Source organism: Methylobacterium komagatae, assembly GCF_042661665.1.
Classification (GTDB): Bacteria; Pseudomonadota; Alphaproteobacteria; order Rhizobiales; family Beijerinckiaceae; genus Methylobacterium; species Methylobacterium komagatae.
This window is the reverse complement of the sequence record NZ_JBHSWN010000001.1, coordinates 4917209-4932826: the sequence shown is the minus strand read 5'-3', so window position 1 is coordinate 4932826 and position 15618 is coordinate 4917209. Positions and strand designations below refer to the sequence as shown.

At 65.9% G+C, this 15618-nt stretch carries 18 protein-coding genes and 2 pseudogenes; 11 read left to right on the top strand and 9 right to left on the bottom strand.

Annotated elements, in window-relative coordinates; translation table 11 throughout:
* Nucleotides 1-66 precede the first annotated feature (66 nt).
* The 8 genes and pseudogenes from sufC (at nucleotide 67) to ACFQE0_RS24235 (ending at nucleotide 7042) form a co-directional block, all read left to right on the top strand.
* Nucleotides 67-818: pseudogene (gene sufC / locus ACFQE0_RS24270) on the top strand (Fe-S cluster assembly ATPase SufC).
* On the top strand, nucleotides 818-2140 hold the full coding sequence (locus tag ACFQE0_RS24265; RefSeq protein ID WP_378974182.1) for a SufB/SufD family protein: 1323 nt from the start codon (nucleotides 818-820) through the stop codon (nucleotides 2138-2140). The pseudogene sufC and the gene ACFQE0_RS24265 overlap by 1 nt, the downstream one beginning before the upstream one ends.
* A 183-nt stretch (nucleotides 2141-2323) precedes the next feature.
* Nucleotides 2324-3568: a cysteine desulfurase gene (locus ACFQE0_RS24260; protein ID WP_378974180.1), complete on the top strand. Its 1245-nt coding sequence runs from the start codon at nucleotides 2324-2326 to the stop codon at nucleotides 3566-3568.
* Between the two features lie 49 nt (nucleotides 3569-3617).
* Nucleotides 3618-4001, top strand: coding sequence for an SUF system Fe-S cluster assembly protein (locus ACFQE0_RS24255; protein WP_378974177.1), 384 nt, complete (start codon nucleotides 3618-3620; stop codon nucleotides 3999-4001).
* Nucleotides 4002-4082: 81 nt separating this feature from the next.
* The gene (locus tag ACFQE0_RS24250; RefSeq protein WP_378974175.1) at nucleotides 4083-4382 is read left to right on the top strand and encodes a hypothetical protein; all 300 of its coding nucleotides are present in this window, start codon (nucleotides 4083-4085) and stop codon (nucleotides 4380-4382) included.
* 615 nt (nucleotides 4383-4997) lie between these two features.
* Nucleotides 4998-5249 carry a hypothetical protein gene (locus ACFQE0_RS24245; protein ID WP_378974173.1) on the top strand — a complete coding sequence of 84 codons (252 nt, stop codon included), beginning with the start codon at nucleotides 4998-5000 and terminating at the stop codon, nucleotides 5247-5249.
* A 96-nt stretch (nucleotides 5250-5345) separates the two neighbouring features.
* Complete coding sequence (locus ACFQE0_RS24240) at nucleotides 5346-6272, top strand: ABC transporter ATP-binding protein (RefSeq protein ID WP_378974171.1); 927 nt, start codon at nucleotides 5346-5348, stop codon at nucleotides 6270-6272.
* An 8-nt stretch (nucleotides 6273-6280) separates the two neighbouring features.
* Nucleotides 6281-7042 (top strand): ABC transporter permease, encoded by a 762-nt coding sequence (locus ACFQE0_RS24235; protein ID WP_378975680.1) that lies wholly within the window; start codon nucleotides 6281-6283, stop codon nucleotides 7040-7042.
* Between the two features lie 4 nt (nucleotides 7043-7046).
* On the opposite strand, the gene ACFQE0_RS24230 is transcribed toward ACFQE0_RS24235, so the two are convergent.
* Nucleotides 7047-7811, bottom strand: coding sequence for an alpha/beta fold hydrolase (locus tag ACFQE0_RS24230; protein ID WP_378974170.1), 765 nt, complete (start codon nucleotides 7809-7811; stop codon nucleotides 7047-7049).
* Between the two features lie 103 nt (nucleotides 7812-7914).
* Between ACFQE0_RS24230 and ACFQE0_RS24225 the strand changes: the two genes are divergently transcribed.
* On the top strand, nucleotides 7915-8742 hold the full coding sequence (locus tag ACFQE0_RS24225) for an FkbM family methyltransferase (RefSeq protein ID WP_378974167.1): 828 nt from the start codon (nucleotides 7915-7917) through the stop codon (nucleotides 8740-8742).
* 6 nt (nucleotides 8743-8748) lie between these two features.
* On the opposite strand, the gene sfsA is transcribed toward ACFQE0_RS24225, so the two are convergent.
* On the bottom strand, nucleotides 8749-9459 hold the full coding sequence (sfsA, locus tag ACFQE0_RS24220) for a DNA/RNA nuclease SfsA (RefSeq protein ID WP_378974165.1): 711 nt from the start codon (nucleotides 9457-9459) through the stop codon (nucleotides 8749-8751).
* Nucleotides 9460-9550: 91 nt separating this feature from the next.
* Here sfsA and ACFQE0_RS24215 point away from each other — a divergent pair, with 91 nt between their 5' ends.
* Nucleotides 9551-10291, top strand: coding sequence for a competence/damage-inducible protein A (locus ACFQE0_RS24215; RefSeq protein ID WP_378974163.1), 741 nt, complete (start codon nucleotides 9551-9553; stop codon nucleotides 10289-10291).
* Nucleotides 10292-10327: 36 nt separating this feature from the next.
* A complete protein-coding gene (locus tag ACFQE0_RS24210) occupies nucleotides 10328-11191 on the top strand; it encodes a formate/nitrite transporter family protein (RefSeq protein WP_378974161.1) in 864 nt (287 codons plus the stop codon).
* Between the two features lie 228 nt (nucleotides 11192-11419).
* Here the strand turns inward: ACFQE0_RS24210 and ACFQE0_RS24205 are convergent, their stop codons facing one another.
* The 7 genes and pseudogenes from ACFQE0_RS24205 to ACFQE0_RS24175 form a co-directional block, all read right to left on the bottom strand.
* Nucleotides 11420-11905 carry a F0F1 ATP synthase subunit B family protein gene (locus ACFQE0_RS24205; protein WP_378975678.1) on the bottom strand — a complete coding sequence of 162 codons (486 nt, stop codon included), beginning with the start codon at nucleotides 11903-11905 and terminating at the stop codon, nucleotides 11420-11422.
* A 15-nt stretch (nucleotides 11906-11920) separates the two neighbouring features.
* A complete protein-coding gene (locus tag ACFQE0_RS24200; protein ID WP_378974158.1) occupies nucleotides 11921-12499 on the bottom strand; it encodes a F0F1 ATP synthase subunit B family protein in 579 nt (192 codons plus the stop codon).
* Between the two features lie 143 nt (nucleotides 12500-12642).
* On the bottom strand, nucleotides 12643-12870 hold the full coding sequence (locus ACFQE0_RS24195; RefSeq protein WP_007566773.1) for a F0F1 ATP synthase subunit C: 228 nt from the start codon (nucleotides 12868-12870) through the stop codon (nucleotides 12643-12645).
* 65 nt (nucleotides 12871-12935) lie between these two features.
* Nucleotides 12936-13691: a F0F1 ATP synthase subunit A gene (locus tag ACFQE0_RS24190; protein WP_378974156.1), complete on the bottom strand. Its 756-nt coding sequence runs from the start codon at nucleotides 13689-13691 to the stop codon at nucleotides 12936-12938.
* Nucleotides 13692-13758: 67 nt separating this feature from the next.
* On the bottom strand, nucleotides 13759-14145 hold the full coding sequence (locus ACFQE0_RS24185; RefSeq protein WP_378974154.1) for an AtpZ/AtpI family protein: 387 nt from the start codon (nucleotides 14143-14145) through the stop codon (nucleotides 13759-13761).
* Between the two features lie 193 nt (nucleotides 14146-14338).
* Nucleotides 14339-14979: pseudogene (locus ACFQE0_RS24180) on the bottom strand (DsbA family protein).
* A 90-nt stretch (nucleotides 14980-15069) separates the two neighbouring features.
* Nucleotides 15070-15600 carry a DUF721 domain-containing protein gene (locus ACFQE0_RS24175; RefSeq protein WP_378974152.1) on the bottom strand — a complete coding sequence of 177 codons (531 nt, stop codon included), beginning with the start codon at nucleotides 15598-15600 and terminating at the stop codon, nucleotides 15070-15072.
* Between the last annotated feature and the right edge of the window lie 18 nt (nucleotides 15601-15618).

The following is a 15618-nucleotide window of genomic DNA, read 5'->3' as shown; positions in this document are numbered from 1 at the left end:
CACGAAGCTCCTCCCTCCCCCGGCGCGGGGAGGGAGTCGACCGCTATTTTACGGGACTGACGACCTATGCTCGAAATCAAGAACCTCGTCGTGCAGATCGAGGACAACCGCATCCTCAATGGCCTCAACCTCACCGTGAAGGACGGCGAAGTCGCCGCGATCATGGGGCCGAACGGCTCCGGCAAGTCGACGCTCAGCTACGTCATCGCCGGCAAGGAGGACTACGAGGTCCTCGAGGGCGAGATCCTGCTCGACGGCCAGAACCTGCTGGAGATGGCCCCCGACGAGCGCGCCGCCGCCGGCGTGTTCCTGGCCTTCCAGTACCCGCTGGAGATCCCCGGCGTCGGCACCATGACCTTCCTGAAGGCGTGCCTCAATGCCCAGCGCAAGGCGCGCGGCGAGGATGAGCTGTCCACTCCGGATTTCATCCGTGCGGTGAACGGCGCCGCCGACAAGCTCGAGATCAATAAGGAGATGCTCAAGCGCGCTCTCAACGTCGGCTTCTCCGGTGGTGAGAAGAAGCGCATGGAGATCCTCCAGATGGCGCTGCTCCAGCCGAAGTTCTGCGTTCTCGACGAGACAGATTCCGGCCTCGACATTGATGCCCTGCGCATCGTCTCCGAGGGCGTGAACGCGCTCCGCGCGGAAGGCCGCTCCTTCCTCGTCATCACCCACTACCAGCGGCTCCTGAATCACATCGTCCCGGACGTGGTGCATGTCATGTCCAAGGGACAGATCGTGAAGACGGGCGGCAAGGATCTGGCCCTCGAGCCGAGGCGTCCGGCTACGCCGAGTACCGCACCGGGGAGGCCGCGTGATGGCCGAGGTCAAGAACCTCCGCACGGGCGCCGAGACCGGCCTGTCGGCTCTGTTCGAGGCCGGGCGCAAGAGCTTCGCCACTGAAGAGGCCATCGGCCGCGAAGAGGCGTTCAAGTTCTTCGAGGCGACCGGTCTGCCGAGCCGCCGGGTCGAGGCGTTCAAGTACACCGACCTGCGCGCCGCGATCACTGAAGCCGCGCCGCCCGCCGAGGCGCCCTCTGCCGAGGCCGCGCGCAAGGCGGTCGCCGCCGCCACGGGCTTCGCATCGATCGAGGCGGCTCGCCTGACCTTCGTGAACGGCCACCTGATCCGCGCCCTGTCCGACCTCTCCGGCCTGCCGGAGGGTGTGACCGTGACGCCGATCAACGACGCCATGGGCAAGAGCGATGCGCGTCTGAAGCGCCTCGCTCCCGTGGAGCAGGCGCGCGACAACCCGATCTATCAGCTCAACACTGCCTTCCTGGCGGATGGCGCGCTGATCACGGTCGCGGAAGGCGCCAAGATCGATCGGCCGGTGCACCTGCGCTTCGTCGGCGCCGGGACGGAGCCGTTCTCGACCGCCACCCGCGTGCTGGTCGATCTTGGAGACGAGTCGGAACTGACCATCCTCGAAAGCCACGAGGGGCCGAACGGCGTCACCTACCAGCCGAACGATGCCCTCGACGTGCGGATCGGCAAGAAGGCCGCCTTCCGTCACAGCCGCATCAACAAGGAGGGCGATGCCGCCGTCGCCCTCTCGACGATCAGCGTGCGCCTCGATGACGAGGCGGAACTGGAAACCGTCGCCGTGGTGACGGGTGCCGTGCTGTCGCGCCATCAGATCTTCCTGAACATCGCGGGCGAGGGCACCAACGTCGTCGTCAACGGTGCCGCCATGCTGCGGGATGGACAGCTCGCCGATTCGACCCTGCTCGCCGACCATGCAGCGGTGGGCGGCGTCGGCCGCGAGATGTTCAAGACGGTCATCGACGGCGATGCCACCGGCGTGTTCCAGGGCAAGATCATCGTCCGCCAGATCGCGCAGCAGACCGACGGCAAGATGAAGTCCGACTGCCTCCTCCTCACCGACGAGGGGCAGATGATGAACAAGCCGGAGTTGGAGATCTTCGCCGACGACGTGGCCTGCGGCCACGGTGCCACCTGCGGCGCGCCGGATGAGGACCTGCTGTTCTACCTGATGGCCCGCGGCCTGCCGCGTCCCCTCGCCCAGAGCCTGCTCGTCCAGGCCTTCCTCGGCGAGGCCATCGAGTCGGTCACGCATGAGGGCGCCCGCGCAGCGCTGATCGGCGAGACCGAAGCGTGGCTCGCGGCGCGAAGCTGAGCCCCGCTCAGGCGCCCGTCAAAACCTGGGCCTCATCCTGCGCTGCGGCGGCGGCCGCGTCGAAGGAGGGGTCCAGGGATCGCAATGCCAGCGGGAGGCCTCGTTCGAGGCCTCCGCTTCGCCCCGGCACCTCAGGATGAGGTTTTCGCCAGGGAGCGGTTAAGTCCTCGGAAGGTCGCGACCATGAACGCACCCGTCCTCACCTCGACCTACGATGTCGCCGAGATCCGGAAGGAATTCCCGATCCTGGCCGAGCAGGTCTATGGCAAACCGCTGGTCTATCTCGACAACGCCGCCTCTGCGCAGAAACCCCGCGCCGTCATCGACGCGATGGTGAACTGCATGCAAACCGGCTACGCGAACGTGCATCGTGGCCTGCACTACATGGCGAACGCGGCGACCGAGGGGTTCGAGGGCGCTCGCGAGACGACGCGTCAGTTCCTCAACGCCGCCTCGACGGACGAGATCATCTTCACCCGCAACGCCACCGAGGCCTACAACCTCGTAGCCAGCTCGATGGGCTGGGGCGGGATGATCGGGGAGGGTGACGAGATCATCCTCTCGATCATGGAGCACCATTCCAACATCGTGCCGTGGCACTTCCTGCGCGAGCGTCGCGGGGCGGTGATCAAGTGGGCGCCGGTGGACGACGAGGGTAACTTCCTCGTCAAGGAATTCGAAAAGCTGTTTTCGCGATGCACCAAGATGGTGGCGATCACCCACATGTCGAACGTGCTCGGCACGGTGACGCCTGCCGCCGAGATCGTGCGCATCGCTCATGCTCACGGCGTTCCGGTTCTGCTGGACGGAGCGCAAAGCGCCGTGCACCAGCCGGTCGACGTCCGCGCGCTCGATTGCGACTTCTTCGTCTTCACCGGGCACAAGGTCTACGGGCCGACCGGCATCGGCGTGCTCTATGGCAAGAAGGAATGGCTTGAGCGCCTGCCCCCCTACCAGGGTGGTGGCGAGATGATCCGCACGGTGGCCGAGGATACGGTGACCTACAACGATCCGCCGCACCGGTTCGAGGCGGGCACGCCTGCCATCATCGAGGCTGTCGGCCTCGGCGCGGCGCTCGAATTCATGATGACGCTCGGCCGCGACAAGATCGCGGCCCATGAAGCTTCGCTCACCACCTATGCCCATGAGCGCCTGGGCGCGATGAATGCCGTCCGCATCATCGGCAACGCCAAGGGCAAGGGCGGCGTGGTCAGCTTCGAGATGAAGGGCGCCCACGCTCACGACATCGCCACCGTGATCGATCGGCAGGGCGTCGCCGTGCGGGCGGGGACCCATTGCGCCATGCCCCTGCTGACGCGTTTCGGCGTGACCTCGACCTGCCGCGCCTCGTTCGGGCTTTACAACACGACGTCCGAGATCGATGCGCTTGCCGAGGCGCTCGCGAAAGCGGAAATGCTGTTCGCCTGATGGACGACAACCGGCCGCGCCTTGAACGCGGCGAGGGAAGGGTAGACCGATGAGCACCGACGCCACCATCACCGGCGGCAACAACACACCCGCCGTCGAAGGCGCCTCGGCGATCCCGCCGGAGGAAATGGACCGGCTGACCGACGCCATCGTCGTCGCGCTCAAGTCCGTCTACGACCCGGAGATCCCGGCCGACATCTACGAGCTCGGCCTGATCTACCGTGTCGATATCGACGACGACCGCAAGGTCGCCATCGACATGACCCTGACTGCACCGGGCTGCCCGGTCGCGGGCGAGATGCCGGGCTGGGTCGAGAACGCCGTCTCGGCTGTGCCGGGCGTGCAATCCTGCACGGTGACGATGGTGTTCGATCCGCCGTGGGATCAGAGCCGCATGTCCGATGAGGCGCGCGTCGCCCTCGACATGTGGTGAGGCCATAGTGTCATTAAGCCTCCGCTAACCATGAGCGGAGAGAATTCCGGCTCGGCTGGTATCAGCTCGCAGGTCGGTCAGATGGCACTCGGTTACGTTCTCGCTCTGGTGCTGGAAGCCGCCGGATTGGCCGGGCTCGTCCTCGGCCTCATCCGCTTGCGCACCGAGCGCCGGGCAAGGGCGGCGGAACTGCGCGGGCTGCTTCTCACCGGCAACGCGGTGGCGACGTCTTCGGCCCGCCCCGCATCGGCGAACCGCATTCCCCGTCAGGTCTTCGTCGATTGCGCCCCACGCGCCGCGTCACAGGTTAACGTGGATGCCCGCGCAGCGCTTGATCGCGCACTGGAATCCCTGCATCGAGTCGAAAGACGGGCAGCCTGACCGCCTCAGCGGAGGATGATGTCGAGCCCGCTGCCGAACAGCACCACGGTGCTGAGAGTGAAGAGGAATTTCAGGTCTTCGAGGCGGGCGCTCATCGGTCTCTCCGGTTCGTCTCTGACCGAAGATTTCCTCGATTAACGGATCGTTCGCGAGTCCTTTCCTTCTCGGTAACGATTTGATCGACCGTTTCCATATGTAAACCTTGATGAAAGGTAAACACTGACTTCGATCGGGTGGCCTACGTTAACTTTACGTAAGCTGGTGCCGTCGCGCACGTTTGTGATTTGCCGACGCGGCTCGATGTTGGCAGTGGCGCGTTTGTGCTGCGTATGTCGCCGAGACGGCGCGAATGTCTTTGGAAAAGACCCTCCACCGATGGTCGGAACCTCTGAATTTCGCCGCATGCTGGTCAGCATACACATCGATTGATCCATATCAGTTTTCGCTCTATGTACCCCGCTCATCAATATATACCCTGGAAATGGACCTTTACTACGGTCTATCGTTCTATAGAAATTTGCTTATCATCTGCCGCTGAAGTAGTCGCATTCTGCAGTGCGGATGATGTGATGGGTAAGGGCTGCGACCGCGTTGCGCTAGCGGGTGGACGGCACCATGACTGATGCGGGCGTCTTTCCCTTCAAGACGGATCGTGCGGCGACTGAGCGTGCCCGGCTGCTTCGCCAGATCGCGGACGTCCTCGACCTGCCACTCACGGCCTTTACGCATCCGCCCGCTACCGAGACGGGCGAGGAAGCGGCGAGCGACGAATGCGCGGCCGTCATCAAGGCCTTCTCTCGCATCCGAGACCCCAAGATGCGCGAGTTCTGCTTGAAGATGCTGGAATCCTTCGCCGAACGGGGATGATGGCGGCGCACCGGACGTGTGCCCGCACACGCGTGGGACCGTGAGCGGCGACACGGGCATGCTATAGGCCGGCACCCCGGATTCAGCCCCTGCGCAATGCCGATCATTTCCATTACGGACCTGTCGAAGACCTATGCGTCGGGGTTCAGCGCCCTGAAGCGCGTCAGCCTCGCCATCGAGCGGGGGGAGATCTTCGCCCTCCTCGGACCGAACGGCGCAGGCAAATCGACCCTCATCAACATCGTTTGTGGCATCGTCACGCCGAGTTCCGGCACGGTGAGCGTCGATGGGCATGACATCGCGCGCGATTACCGGGCCGCCCGCCGGGCCATCGGCCTCGTGCCGCAGGAACTGACCACCGACGCGTTCGAAACCGTGTGGAACACGGTGAACTTCTCGCGGGGTCTGTTCGGGCTGAAGCCCGACCATGCCCATGTCGAGCGGGTGCTGCGCTCCCTGTCTCTGTGGGACAAGCGGGACAACAGGCTCATGACCCTCTCGGGCGGCATGAAGCGGCGCGTGCTGATCGCCAAGGCACTGTCGCACGAGCCGCGCGTCCTGTTCCTCGATGAGCCCACGGCGGGCGTCGATGTCGAACTGCGCCAGGACATGTGGCGCCTCGTGCGCCAGATGCGCGACCAGGGCGTCACGGTCATCCTCACCACCCACTACATCGAGGAAGCCGAGGAGATGGCCGACCGGATCGGCGTGATCCGGGGAGGGGAGATCATCCTGGTGGAAGAGAAGGCAGCGCTGATGCACCAACTCGGGCGCAAGCGTCTGATCCTCCAGCTCCAGGCGCCCCTCGACCAAGTCCCGCCCAGTCTCGCTCATTTCGGCCTGGCCCTCGCGGGGCAGGGGAAGGAACTGGTCTACACCTACGACACCAAGGCCGAGCGTACCGGCATCACCGGGCTCCTCACCGCGCTGTCAGAGGCGGGGATCCGATTCAGCGACCTGCGCACCGAGCAGAACTCGCTGGAAGACATCTTCGTCGGGTTGGTGCGTGGGGAGGCGGCGTGATGGGCGGCATGAACTGGCCCGCGATCCGGGCGATCTACCGCTTCGAGATGAGCCGCTTCTGGCGCACCGCCGGGCAGAGCATCCTCGCCCCGGTCATCTCCACGACCCTGTACTTCGTGGTCTTCGGCGCGGCCATCGGCTCGCGGGTCTCGGCCGTGGATGACGTGCCCTATGGGCTGTTCATCGTGCCGGGGCTGATCATGCTCTCGCTGCTCACGCAGAGCATCGCCAACGCCTCGTTCGGCATCTACTTCCCTCGCTTCGCCGGCACGATCTACGAGATCCTTTCGGCGCCGATCTCCCCTGTCGAGGTGGTGCTCGGCTATGTCGGCGCGGCAGCATCGAAATCGATCCTGATCGGCCTGATCATCCTGGCGACCTCGTCGCTCTTCGTGCCGCTGCGAATCGACCATCCGTTCTGGATGATCGGCTTCCTGCTGCTCACGGCGACGACCTTCAGCCTGTTCGGCTTCGTCATCGGCCTCTGGGCGGACGGGTTCGAGAAGTTGCAACTCGTGCCGCTTCTGGTGGTGACGCCGCTCACCTTCCTTGGCGGCAGCTTCTATTCGGTGAGCATGCTGCCGCCCTTCTGGCACGCGGTAAGCCTCGCCAATCCGGTCGTCTACTTGATCAGCGGCTTCCGCTGGGCCTTCTTCGGCACGGCGGATGTGAGCATCGGCGTCAGCCTCGCGATGACGGGGCTGTTCCTCGTCATCTGCCTCGGGCTCGTCACCTACATCTTCCGCACGGGCTACCGGCTGAAGAGCTGAGGTCTCACGGCTGAGCCGCCAGGAAGGCGAGCACGCCGTCCCGGTGCGGCTTGGCGCCGACGGCCGTCGAGTGGTCCTTGCCTTCGAGTTCGAGCGCGCGCGCATCAGGCATGAGGGCAGCTAGGGCCGGGCCGGACCCCGCCACGGTGTCGAGGGTGCCGACCGAGACCAGAACCGGCATCTCGATCTGCGCCAGTTCGCTGCGGCTCAGCGTCTGGCGTGAGCCGCGCATGCAGGCGGCCAGCGCCCGCAGGTCGCTGCGGGTCTGTTCGGCGAAGATGCGGAACGCGGCTGCGGTCGGGTTCGGCGCCGGGGTCCCCGCCGGCGCTTCCAGGGCTTCCGCAATGCCGGAGGGCAGACCGCGCCCCTCGATCAGGTGCATCCCGAGCCCACCGATCAGTGCCGAGCGGACGCGCGAGGCGTAATCCAGCGCGATATGGGCGGTGATGCGTGCGCCCATCGAATAGCCCATGACATGGGCTTGCTCGATGCCGAGATGGTCCAGGAGCCGCACGGCGTCGCCCGCCATGGCCTCGGAGGAATACGCCTCCGGATCGTAGAGCTTCTCGCTCTCGCCATGGCCGCGATTATCCAGGGCAATGGTGCGGTAGCCTGCCTGGGTGAGGGCCCGGACCCATTGGGTGTTGACCCAATTGACGGCGTGGTTCGAGGCAAAGCCGTGGATGAGTAGGATCGCATCGCCGCGTCCGCCGATGGCCGGAATGTCGATATAGGCGATGCGCACGCCATCGGAATCGAAACTGTCCATCCCCGAACCCATTCTCCAAACCGCCGTTCGGCTTACTGGCGAGAGGCCGAGCCTACAACGCCCGCTTGCGACAGAGCGCCCCTGCTGGCATCACCCGGCGGCTATGAGTGAATCTCGACCCTACGGGACGTACGCGCCGTCCGGCCTCGTCGCCGCCATCACCCGGCGAACCAGCGGCATCGGCACGGAGAACTGGTATGGGCGCCGCATCGCTCTGATGCTGCGCCGCATTGCCATCTCCCTGCTCGGCGGCAAGCCCCTCGACGTGACGCGCTACGGCGCGAAGATGCGGCTGCACCCCTACAACAACAACTGCGAGAAGAAGGTGCTGTTCACGCCGCAATTCTTCGACCCGCAGGAGCGTGCTCTGCTGAAGGCGCGGCTGCCGCAGGATTGCGTCTTCCTCGACATCGGCGCGAATATCGGCGCCTACGCCCTGTTCGTGGCCGCCTTCGCCGGGCCGAATTCTCGGATCGTCGCGGTGGAGCCGCAGAAGGACGTGTTCGAGCGTCTGAGCTACAACATCGCCCAGAACCCGTTCCACACGGTCAAAGCCGTGGCCTGCGCCGTCGCCGACAAGACCGGCGAGCTGACCCTGTTCATCGATCCTCGCAACCGGGGCGAATCCAGCCTGCGGATCGTCGGAACCAACGAAGGCGCGCAAGTGACCGTGCCGGCGGTGACCCTTCTCGACCTGCTGCGCAGCGAGGGTCTGACGCATGTCGATGCGATCAAGCTCGATGTCGAGGGCGCGGAGGACTTGATCCTCGAACCCTTCCTGCGCGAAGCGCCCGAGGCCCTGTTGCCGCGCATCCTCCTCGTGGAAAACGGCACCGGCCAATGGCAGCTCGATCTGCCGAAGCTCCTCGGTGAGCATGGCTATCGCGAAATCGGCCGTTCGCGCCTCAACCTGATGTTCGAGCGCGCCTGAGGCTCGTCAGACCGGCGTGACGATGGGGATCTCCGCGACGATCGCCACGCCGTCCAGCCCGACATCGCAGCGATAGGCTCGCGTCTCGACGCCTGCCGCCCGGGCGTCGCGGAAGGCGCGGTCGAAAATCGGGTCGATGTCGCGGGCGACGTCGAAGGCCTCGGCCTTCATCTGCACAACGATCACCACCAGCGCCCGGCCGCCGCCCTCGACCACTTCCGCGAGGTCGCGCATGTGTCGCGCGCTGCGGGCGGCCTTGCAATCGGGGAACTCCGCAAGCCCGGCCCGGCGCAGGAGGTGACAGTTCTTCACCTCGACATGGCAGGGCCCGGCCGGGCCGCTCGCCAGGAAATCGACGCGGCTCGCCTGCGCGTAGCGCACCTCAGGCCGCAGGGATTCATAGCCGGCGAGCGGTGCGATGAGCCCACCGCGAAACGCCTCGGCCACCAGGGCGTTCGGGCGCATCGTGTTGATGCCGACCCATTGCGGGCCACCGGGTAGATCCGCCTCCACCGCCTCCCAGGTGAGGGGAAGCTTTCGCGTCTTGCTGTCCGAGCGGGAGAGCAGCACCCGGCTTCCCGGCGCATCGAGCCCCATCATCGCGCCAGGGTTCGGGCAATGGACAGTCTCAAGGCCCTCCGCCGTCTCGATATCGGCCAGGAACCGCTTGTAGCGGCGGAGCAGCCGCCCCTCGGTGAGGGCCGAAGGCCAAAGCATGGAATCGCCCGGGAATGAGGGGTGAAGACGAACGTGGCGGCGGGGCCGCAGCGCGCTATCTGCCCTTTAATCCCAAGAGACGACAGGTCCTATGAGCGCCACGCCCGACATGGTCACCGCTTCCATCCTCGTCATCGGCGACGAGATCCTTTCGGGACGCACCAAGGACAAGAACATCGGGACCATCGCCGATTACCTCACCGCCGCCGGAATCGACCTGCGTGAGGTGCGCATCGTCCCCGACGAGGAAGACCGCATCGTTGAGGCGGTGAACGCCCTGCGGGAGCGCTACACCTATCTCTTCACCACGGGCGGCATCGGCCCGACCCATGACGACATCACCGCCGACTGCGTCGCCAAGGCCTTCGGCGTCGGCATCGACATCGACGAGCGCGCCCGCGCCATGCTGCTGGAGCGGCATAAGCCGGAGGACCTGAACGAGGCACGGCTGCGCATGGCGCGCATCCCCTTCGGGGCCGACCTGATCGCAAACCCGATCTCGAAAGCGCCGGGCTTCCGCATCGGCAACGTCATCGTCATGGCAGGGGTGCCCGCGATCATGCAGGCGATGCTCGACGCCGTGGGGCCGACCTTGAAGGGCGGCGCGGCGATGCAATCCATGACCGTCGAAGCCAAGGGCATCCCCGAAGGCAATTACGCGGGCGACCTGGGCGAGATCGCCAAGCGGCACGGGGAGGTTTCCATCGGTTCCTATCCGATGATGACGCCAGAGGGGTTCCGCAACCGTATCGTCGTCCGCAGTCGGGACGCGTCCGCCCTCGCGGCGGCGCAGGAGGAGGTCGAGGCCCTGGTGGCACGTCTCTCCGCCTGACGCCCCCCGTTCAGACGGCGCGATGGAGCGGACCGGATGCCACAGAACGACAAGCCCGACGCGAAGGCGCGGCGCCACGAGATCCTGAAAACCGTCTCGCAGATCGCAAGACCAGACGCCTACGTGTTGCACGAGGCGATCCGCCTCGGCGGCGACGAGGAGTTGCGCCGCCATGGCGGAGCGCTGTTCCTCTCGGCCTTCGCCGCGGGCTTGAGCATCGCCCTGTCGCTCATCGTGCCCGGCGTGCTGAAGACGCACCTGCCCGAGGGGGATTGGACAAAGATCATCACCTCCATGGGCTATTCCGTGGGCTTCCTCGTCGTGGTGCTGGGGCGGCAGCAGCTCTTCACTGAGAACACGATCACGCCGGTCCTGCCCTTGTTGCACGACCGGTCGGTGAAGACCCTGTGGCGGGTGCTGCGGCTCTGGACGATCGTCCTCGTCGGCAACCTTCTCGGCACGCTGGCCATCGCGACGCTCATCGCCCATTCGGGGGCGTTCGAGCCCTCGATGCAGAAGGCCTTCGCCGAAATCAGCCACGATGCGATCGCGCATGATTTCGGCGCGACCTTTGTGAAGGCCGTCTTCGCGGGCTGGATGATCGCCCTGATGGTGTGGTTCCTGCCCGCCACCGGCAGCGCGGCCCCCTTCATCATCATGCTGATGACGTGGCTCGTCTCGCTGTGCAGCCTCGCCCACGTGGTCGCGGGCTCGGTTGAGTCGTTCTACCTCGTAGTCACGGGGGCGGCGACGCTGGCCGATTACGGGTGGCGCTTCCTGCTGCCGACGCTGCTGGGCAATCTTTTCGGCGGCACCGCCCTCGTCGCGGTGCTCAATTACGGCCAAGTCGCTCCTGAGGTCGAAGAGACTCGCGAGGTTGAGGGCAAACGTCCGGATTGAGGGCCTGACCAGCACACTCAAAGCCCTGCGTCATTGCGAGCGCAGCGAAGCAATCCAGGAAGCGAGACACGTCCGAATGTAGCGTATCGCTGGATTGCTTCGCTACGCTCGCAATGACGTTGAGGGTGCTGAGAGACCATTAGACCCGTCCGGCCACGGCATCGCCCAAAGAAAAGCCGCCGGATGGTGATCCGGCGGCTCGGTCTCTTCGGCTGATGTTGGGGACGATCAGGCCCGCAGGCGGGTCTGGATCTCGCCGAGGCTGGACCGAATAAGGCCCTGGGCGGCGTCGCCCTGCAGGCGCTCCTTCAGGATCGTCTCCGAGACACGGACAGCCGCCTCGGCCGCCGCAGCGCGGACCTGGGCCTCAGCCTGAGCCTCGGCCTGGGCGATCTTGGTGTCGGCCGCCTGGGTGCGGCGGGCGAGGAAGTCGTTCAGCTTGCGCTGGCCCTCGTCGGCAGCGCGCTGCGCCTCCTCACGGGCGCTGGCGACGATCGCCTGCGCTTCCTTCTCGGCCTCGACCTGACGGCGCTTGTAGTCGGCCAGTACAGCGGCGGCTTCCTCACGCAGGCGCTTGGCCTCGTCGAGTTCATGGCGGATGCGGTTGGCGCGACCGTCCAGCCCCTTGGTCATCATGGAGAAGGCACCAGCCTTCCACGCGATGGCCATGAAGATGACGAAGGCGACGGCAACCCAGAATTCGGCTTCGAGCAGCATGGCGATCCTCCGTCAGTGAGCCGTGGCGTCGAGCGCCCGGTTGAGGCTCGCTTGGTCGGGGGCCTGTCCGGTCAGCCGCTCAACGATCGCGGAGGCGGTCTCGCCGGCAATCGTGCGGACATTGCCCATGGCCGCATCGGTGCGGCTGCGGATGGTGGTTTCAGCGGCGGCGAGCTTGGTGTTCAGCTCGGCCTCCAGGGCCTTGCGCTTGGCGTCCGCCTCAGCGTTCAGCTCGTTGCGCGTAGCCTGCGCGATGTCGCGCGCCTTGTTCTGCGCCTCGCGCAGGGACGTCTCGTAGGCGACTCCGGCCGCATCAGCCTGAGACTTCATCGCCTGCGCCTGATCGAGATCGGAGCGGAGCCGCTCGGCGCGATTGTGGAGGATACCCCGGATGCGGGGCAGGGCCACCTTGTCCATCAGGTAGTAGAGCAGACCGAAGGCCAGCGCGAGCCAGATGATCTGGGCCAGGAAGCCAGAGGTCTCGAAGGGCGGGAAGGCGCTCGAATGCGCTTCCGTGTGCTCGGTATGCCCCGGCGCGATCTTGGTATCGGCGCCCGGAGGCGGCGTCGTGAGTGGGTTCGGCTGCGCCATCAAACCGGTCCGAGAAAACACCGTCGGGGGGCGCCAGGGGCGCCGGACGAGGAGGAGGGCGCCCGAGTGCCATCCTCCCGTTGGAAGGCGGCGCTCAGGAAGCGCCGCCGGAGCCGGGGCCGCGAGGCCCCGGCCGAAGCCGATTAGACGGCGAAGAGCAGCAGCAGGGCGATCAGCAGCGAGAAGATGCCGAGCGCCTCAGTGAGGGCGAAGCCCAGGAGCAGCGTGGCGCGCTGGCCATCGGCAGCGGACGGGTTGCGAAGGGCGCCGGCAAGGAACTGACCGAACAGGTTGCCGAGGCCGATGCCCGCGCCCGCCATGCCGAGGCAAGCGAGGCCGGCGCCGATGTACTTCGCAGCGACGGGATCCATGGTAACTCCTGAGGTCTTTCTCGAGAAACGTGCGCGAGGTTCGCGGCGGGGAAGCCGGCCGGTCGTCAGTGGCCGGGGTGAAGGGCGTCGTTCAGGTAGATCGCCGTGAGCGTCGCGAAGACGTAGGCCTGAAGGGCCGCCACGAGGAATTCGAGGGCGGTCAGGGCGATCGTCAGGAACAGCGGGAGGGGCGATAGCACGCTCCAGGCCCCGGCGAGAAGAAGCTGGACCACGAAGAAAGCGAAGATCTTCATGGCGATGTGGCCGGCGAGCATGTTCGCGAACAGACGAACCGAAAGGCTGATCGGACGCGAGATGAACGAGATGACCTCGATCGGAACGAGGATGGCCAGCAGCGGCTTCGGCACGCCCGACGGCACGAAGAGGCCGAAGAAATGGGCGCCGTGCTTGTACACGCCGTAGCCGACCACCACGCTGATCACCAGGGCGGCGAGGCCGAAGGTGATGATGAGGTGGCTGGTGACGGCGAATGCGTAGGGGATCATGCCGAACAGGTTCAGGATCAGCACGAACATGAAGAGCGAGAACACCAGCGGCATGAACTTGCGGCCGCCTTCGCCCGTCGCTTGGTACAACGTATCGTCGATGAACTCGTAGAAGACTTCCGCCAGCGACTGGATGCGCCCCGGAACAACGGAGCGCGACGCGGTCGCGACGATGGTGATCAGAGCGATCACGCCCACCGCGGCGAACATATACAGAGCGGACTGGGTGAACGCGAGCTGCTGATGGCCGATATGGCCGAGCGGCACCAGGGTCTTCAGCTCGAACTGATGAATCGGGTCGATCGTGACCGCCATGCCCGCTCCCGCCCTTCTCTTCTCTACTCTCCGGCACCGGTTCCGGCGCCCGCCCGTCAGGGCAATGTCAGTGGTCCGCCCCGTCACGCCGACCTGGGCGAATGCCCGGGCGCGACCCGGCGAACCCGGAGGCTCGCATCACGTTGTAGAAGCCCGCCACGCATCCCAGCAGCAGGAGCACCACCAATCCCCAGGGTTTCGTCCCGAAGACATGGTCGACGATCCAGCCGAGAATGCCCCCCGCGATCACACCGGCGACGAACTCCGTGGAGAGCGTCATCGCCTGAGCGAGCGGGGTGCGGTCAGTATCCCGAGGACGCGCAGACGTATCGGGAGAGGCCGAGGGCCGCTTCCGTTCGATCTGTGCTTCGAGACGCCTGAGCCTCGCGGAGAGGTCGCCCTCCGGCGGCTTGCCTGCATCCCCCGGTCCGTCCTTCGTGTCGTCGCCGTTCACGGCTCAAACCCTCGGGAAATCGGGACCCGGAATCTGCTGGAAGCCCCCTTCAAGCGCGGCGCACCATAGTTTCGCCTACCTTGGGTGTCAAGGCGACCGTCCATCGTCTCAACTCGTTGTTTTCATTACGTTTTCGGGCTTTTTGGCAAGCTTTTCCCGCCACCCGATTTCACGGCCGCGTGTGGTCGAGTGCTCAGGCGCCGATGATCGGCTTGATCACCTTCTCCATGGCGTCGATCGTCTGCTCGCCGGTGTAGCGCGTGCCGTTGATGAAGAAGGTCGGCGTCGAGTCGACCTTGAACACGTCCATGCCCCGCTGCTTCACGGAGTTTACGGCGCCATAGACCTGCTCATTCTTGAGGCAGGCTTCGAACTTCTCCTTCGTGTAGCCCGCCTGCTTGAGCATCTGCTCGAGGGCGTCGACTGGCTTCTGGGTGAAGGCCCAGTTCGGCTGCTGGTCGAAGAGGAGATCGGTGACCGGATAGTACATCTTATCGCCCTCGCACCGGGCCAGCATGAATGCGGCGGTGGCGAGGGGATCCAGGGAAACTCCCGCAGGGTGAAGCGAACCTTGCCGGTGTCGATGTAGCGCTTGCGCAGCTCCGGCCACGTCTCCTTGTGGAAGCGGGCGCAGTGCGAGCAGGTCATCGAGGCGTATTCGATGATCGTGCACTTGGCGTCGGCCGGGCCGAGCCAGACGTCGCCGAGGGGGCCCGCCTGCATCAGAGCGGCGGTGTCGACCGTGTCGGCGAAGGCCGGGCGGACGAAGGAGGGCAGGGCGAGGCCGGCGGTCACGAGACCGGTCAGCTTCAGGGCGTCGCGTCGGGTGGTCATGGTGTGAGGCCTCCGCCGGCTGGCGTGGTTCGTTCGGCCTTCCGGGTATCTGCGCGGCGCGGGGCTGGCAAGGCGGTGCGACGGCTTGAACTACCGCCGCGACTTCGTGAGGCTGCCCCCCATTGGACCAGGGGAGGGCGCCCCGGCGGTGGCGACGGCTGCGACGCCCAACCGGTCCAGCGCCTCGCGCAAGCCCTCGTTCTCGATATTCGCCACGGCCTTGGCCACTTCGCCACGCCGTGCGGGGTCGATTCCGCGCGTCGTTCCGGCCGAGCCGCGCACTCCGACGCGATCCTGCTTGAGGACGATCTTGCCGACGCAGGCCCAGCCGTAATGGGCGTTGATGCGCTGAACCACCACGGGGGCGAGATGCTGCAACTCGATGGCGAAGACGCCCTCGACGCGCACGATCAGCGTGCCGGGCTCAGGACCGCTGCCAGCCTCCGCGCCCCGGCGGCGGCGCGGCCATTCAAGCTTGGCGGGGCGGCAATAGCGCGCCAAACGCTCCCCGACGATCTCCGGCCACGCCGCGAGGATATCGGTCGAGGCGAAGCCCTGCGCGGCGAAGGCGGGGCCGATGCAGGAATCGATGAGTTCGGCGAGGGGCTTCGGTCGTGCCATGATGTCCGTTCCGGGCCG

Bases quoted from the DNA above. Each gene is read 5' to 3' on its own strand.
- ACFQE0_RS24225 (WP_378974167.1), top strand. From the start codon at position 7,915: ATGAGTGAATCTCGACCCTACGGGACGTACGCGCCGTCCGGCCTCGTC.
- ACFQE0_RS24240 (WP_378974171.1), top strand. From the start codon at position 5,346: ATGCCGATCATTTCCATTACGGACCTGTCGAAGACCTATGCGTCGGGG.
- sfsA (WP_378974165.1), bottom strand. From the start codon at position 9,459: ATGCTTTGGCCTTCGGCCCTCACCGAGGGGCGGCTGCTCCGCCGCTAC.
- ACFQE0_RS24200 (WP_378974158.1), bottom strand. From the start codon at position 12,499: ATGGCGCAGCCGAACCCACTCACGACGCCGCCTCCGGGCGCCGATACC.
- ACFQE0_RS24195 (WP_007566773.1), bottom strand. From the start codon at position 12,870: ATGGATCCCGTCGCTGCGAAGTACATCGGCGCCGGCCTCGCTTGCCTC.
- ACFQE0_RS24190 (WP_378974156.1), bottom strand. From the start codon at position 13,691: ATGGCGGTCACGATCGACCCGATTCATCAGTTCGAGCTGAAGACCCTG.
- ACFQE0_RS24210 (WP_378974161.1), top strand. From the start codon at position 10,328: ATGCCACAGAACGACAAGCCCGACGCGAAGGCGCGGCGCCACGAGATC.
- ACFQE0_RS24255 (WP_378974177.1), top strand. From the start codon at position 3,618: ATGAGCACCGACGCCACCATCACCGGCGGCAACAACACACCCGCCGTC.
- ACFQE0_RS24235 (WP_378975680.1), top strand. From the start codon at position 6,281: ATGAACTGGCCCGCGATCCGGGCGATCTACCGCTTCGAGATGAGCCGC.
- ACFQE0_RS24215 (WP_378974163.1), top strand. From the start codon at position 9,551: ATGAGCGCCACGCCCGACATGGTCACCGCTTCCATCCTCGTCATCGGC.
- ACFQE0_RS24250 (WP_378974175.1), top strand. From the start codon at position 4,083: ATGGCACTCGGTTACGTTCTCGCTCTGGTGCTGGAAGCCGCCGGATTG.
- ACFQE0_RS24230 (WP_378974170.1), bottom strand. From the start codon at position 7,811: ATGGACAGTTTCGATTCCGATGGCGTGCGCATCGCCTATATCGACATT.
- ACFQE0_RS24260 (WP_378974180.1), top strand. From the start codon at position 2,324: ATGAACGCACCCGTCCTCACCTCGACCTACGATGTCGCCGAGATCCGG.
- ACFQE0_RS24245 (WP_378974173.1), top strand. From the start codon at position 4,998: ATGACTGATGCGGGCGTCTTTCCCTTCAAGACGGATCGTGCGGCGACT.
- ACFQE0_RS24265 (WP_378974182.1), top strand. From the start codon at position 818: ATGGCCGAGGTCAAGAACCTCCGCACGGGCGCCGAGACCGGCCTGTCG.
- ACFQE0_RS24175 (WP_378974152.1), bottom strand. From the start codon at position 15,600: ATGGCACGACCGAAGCCCCTCGCCGAACTCATCGATTCCTGCATCGGC.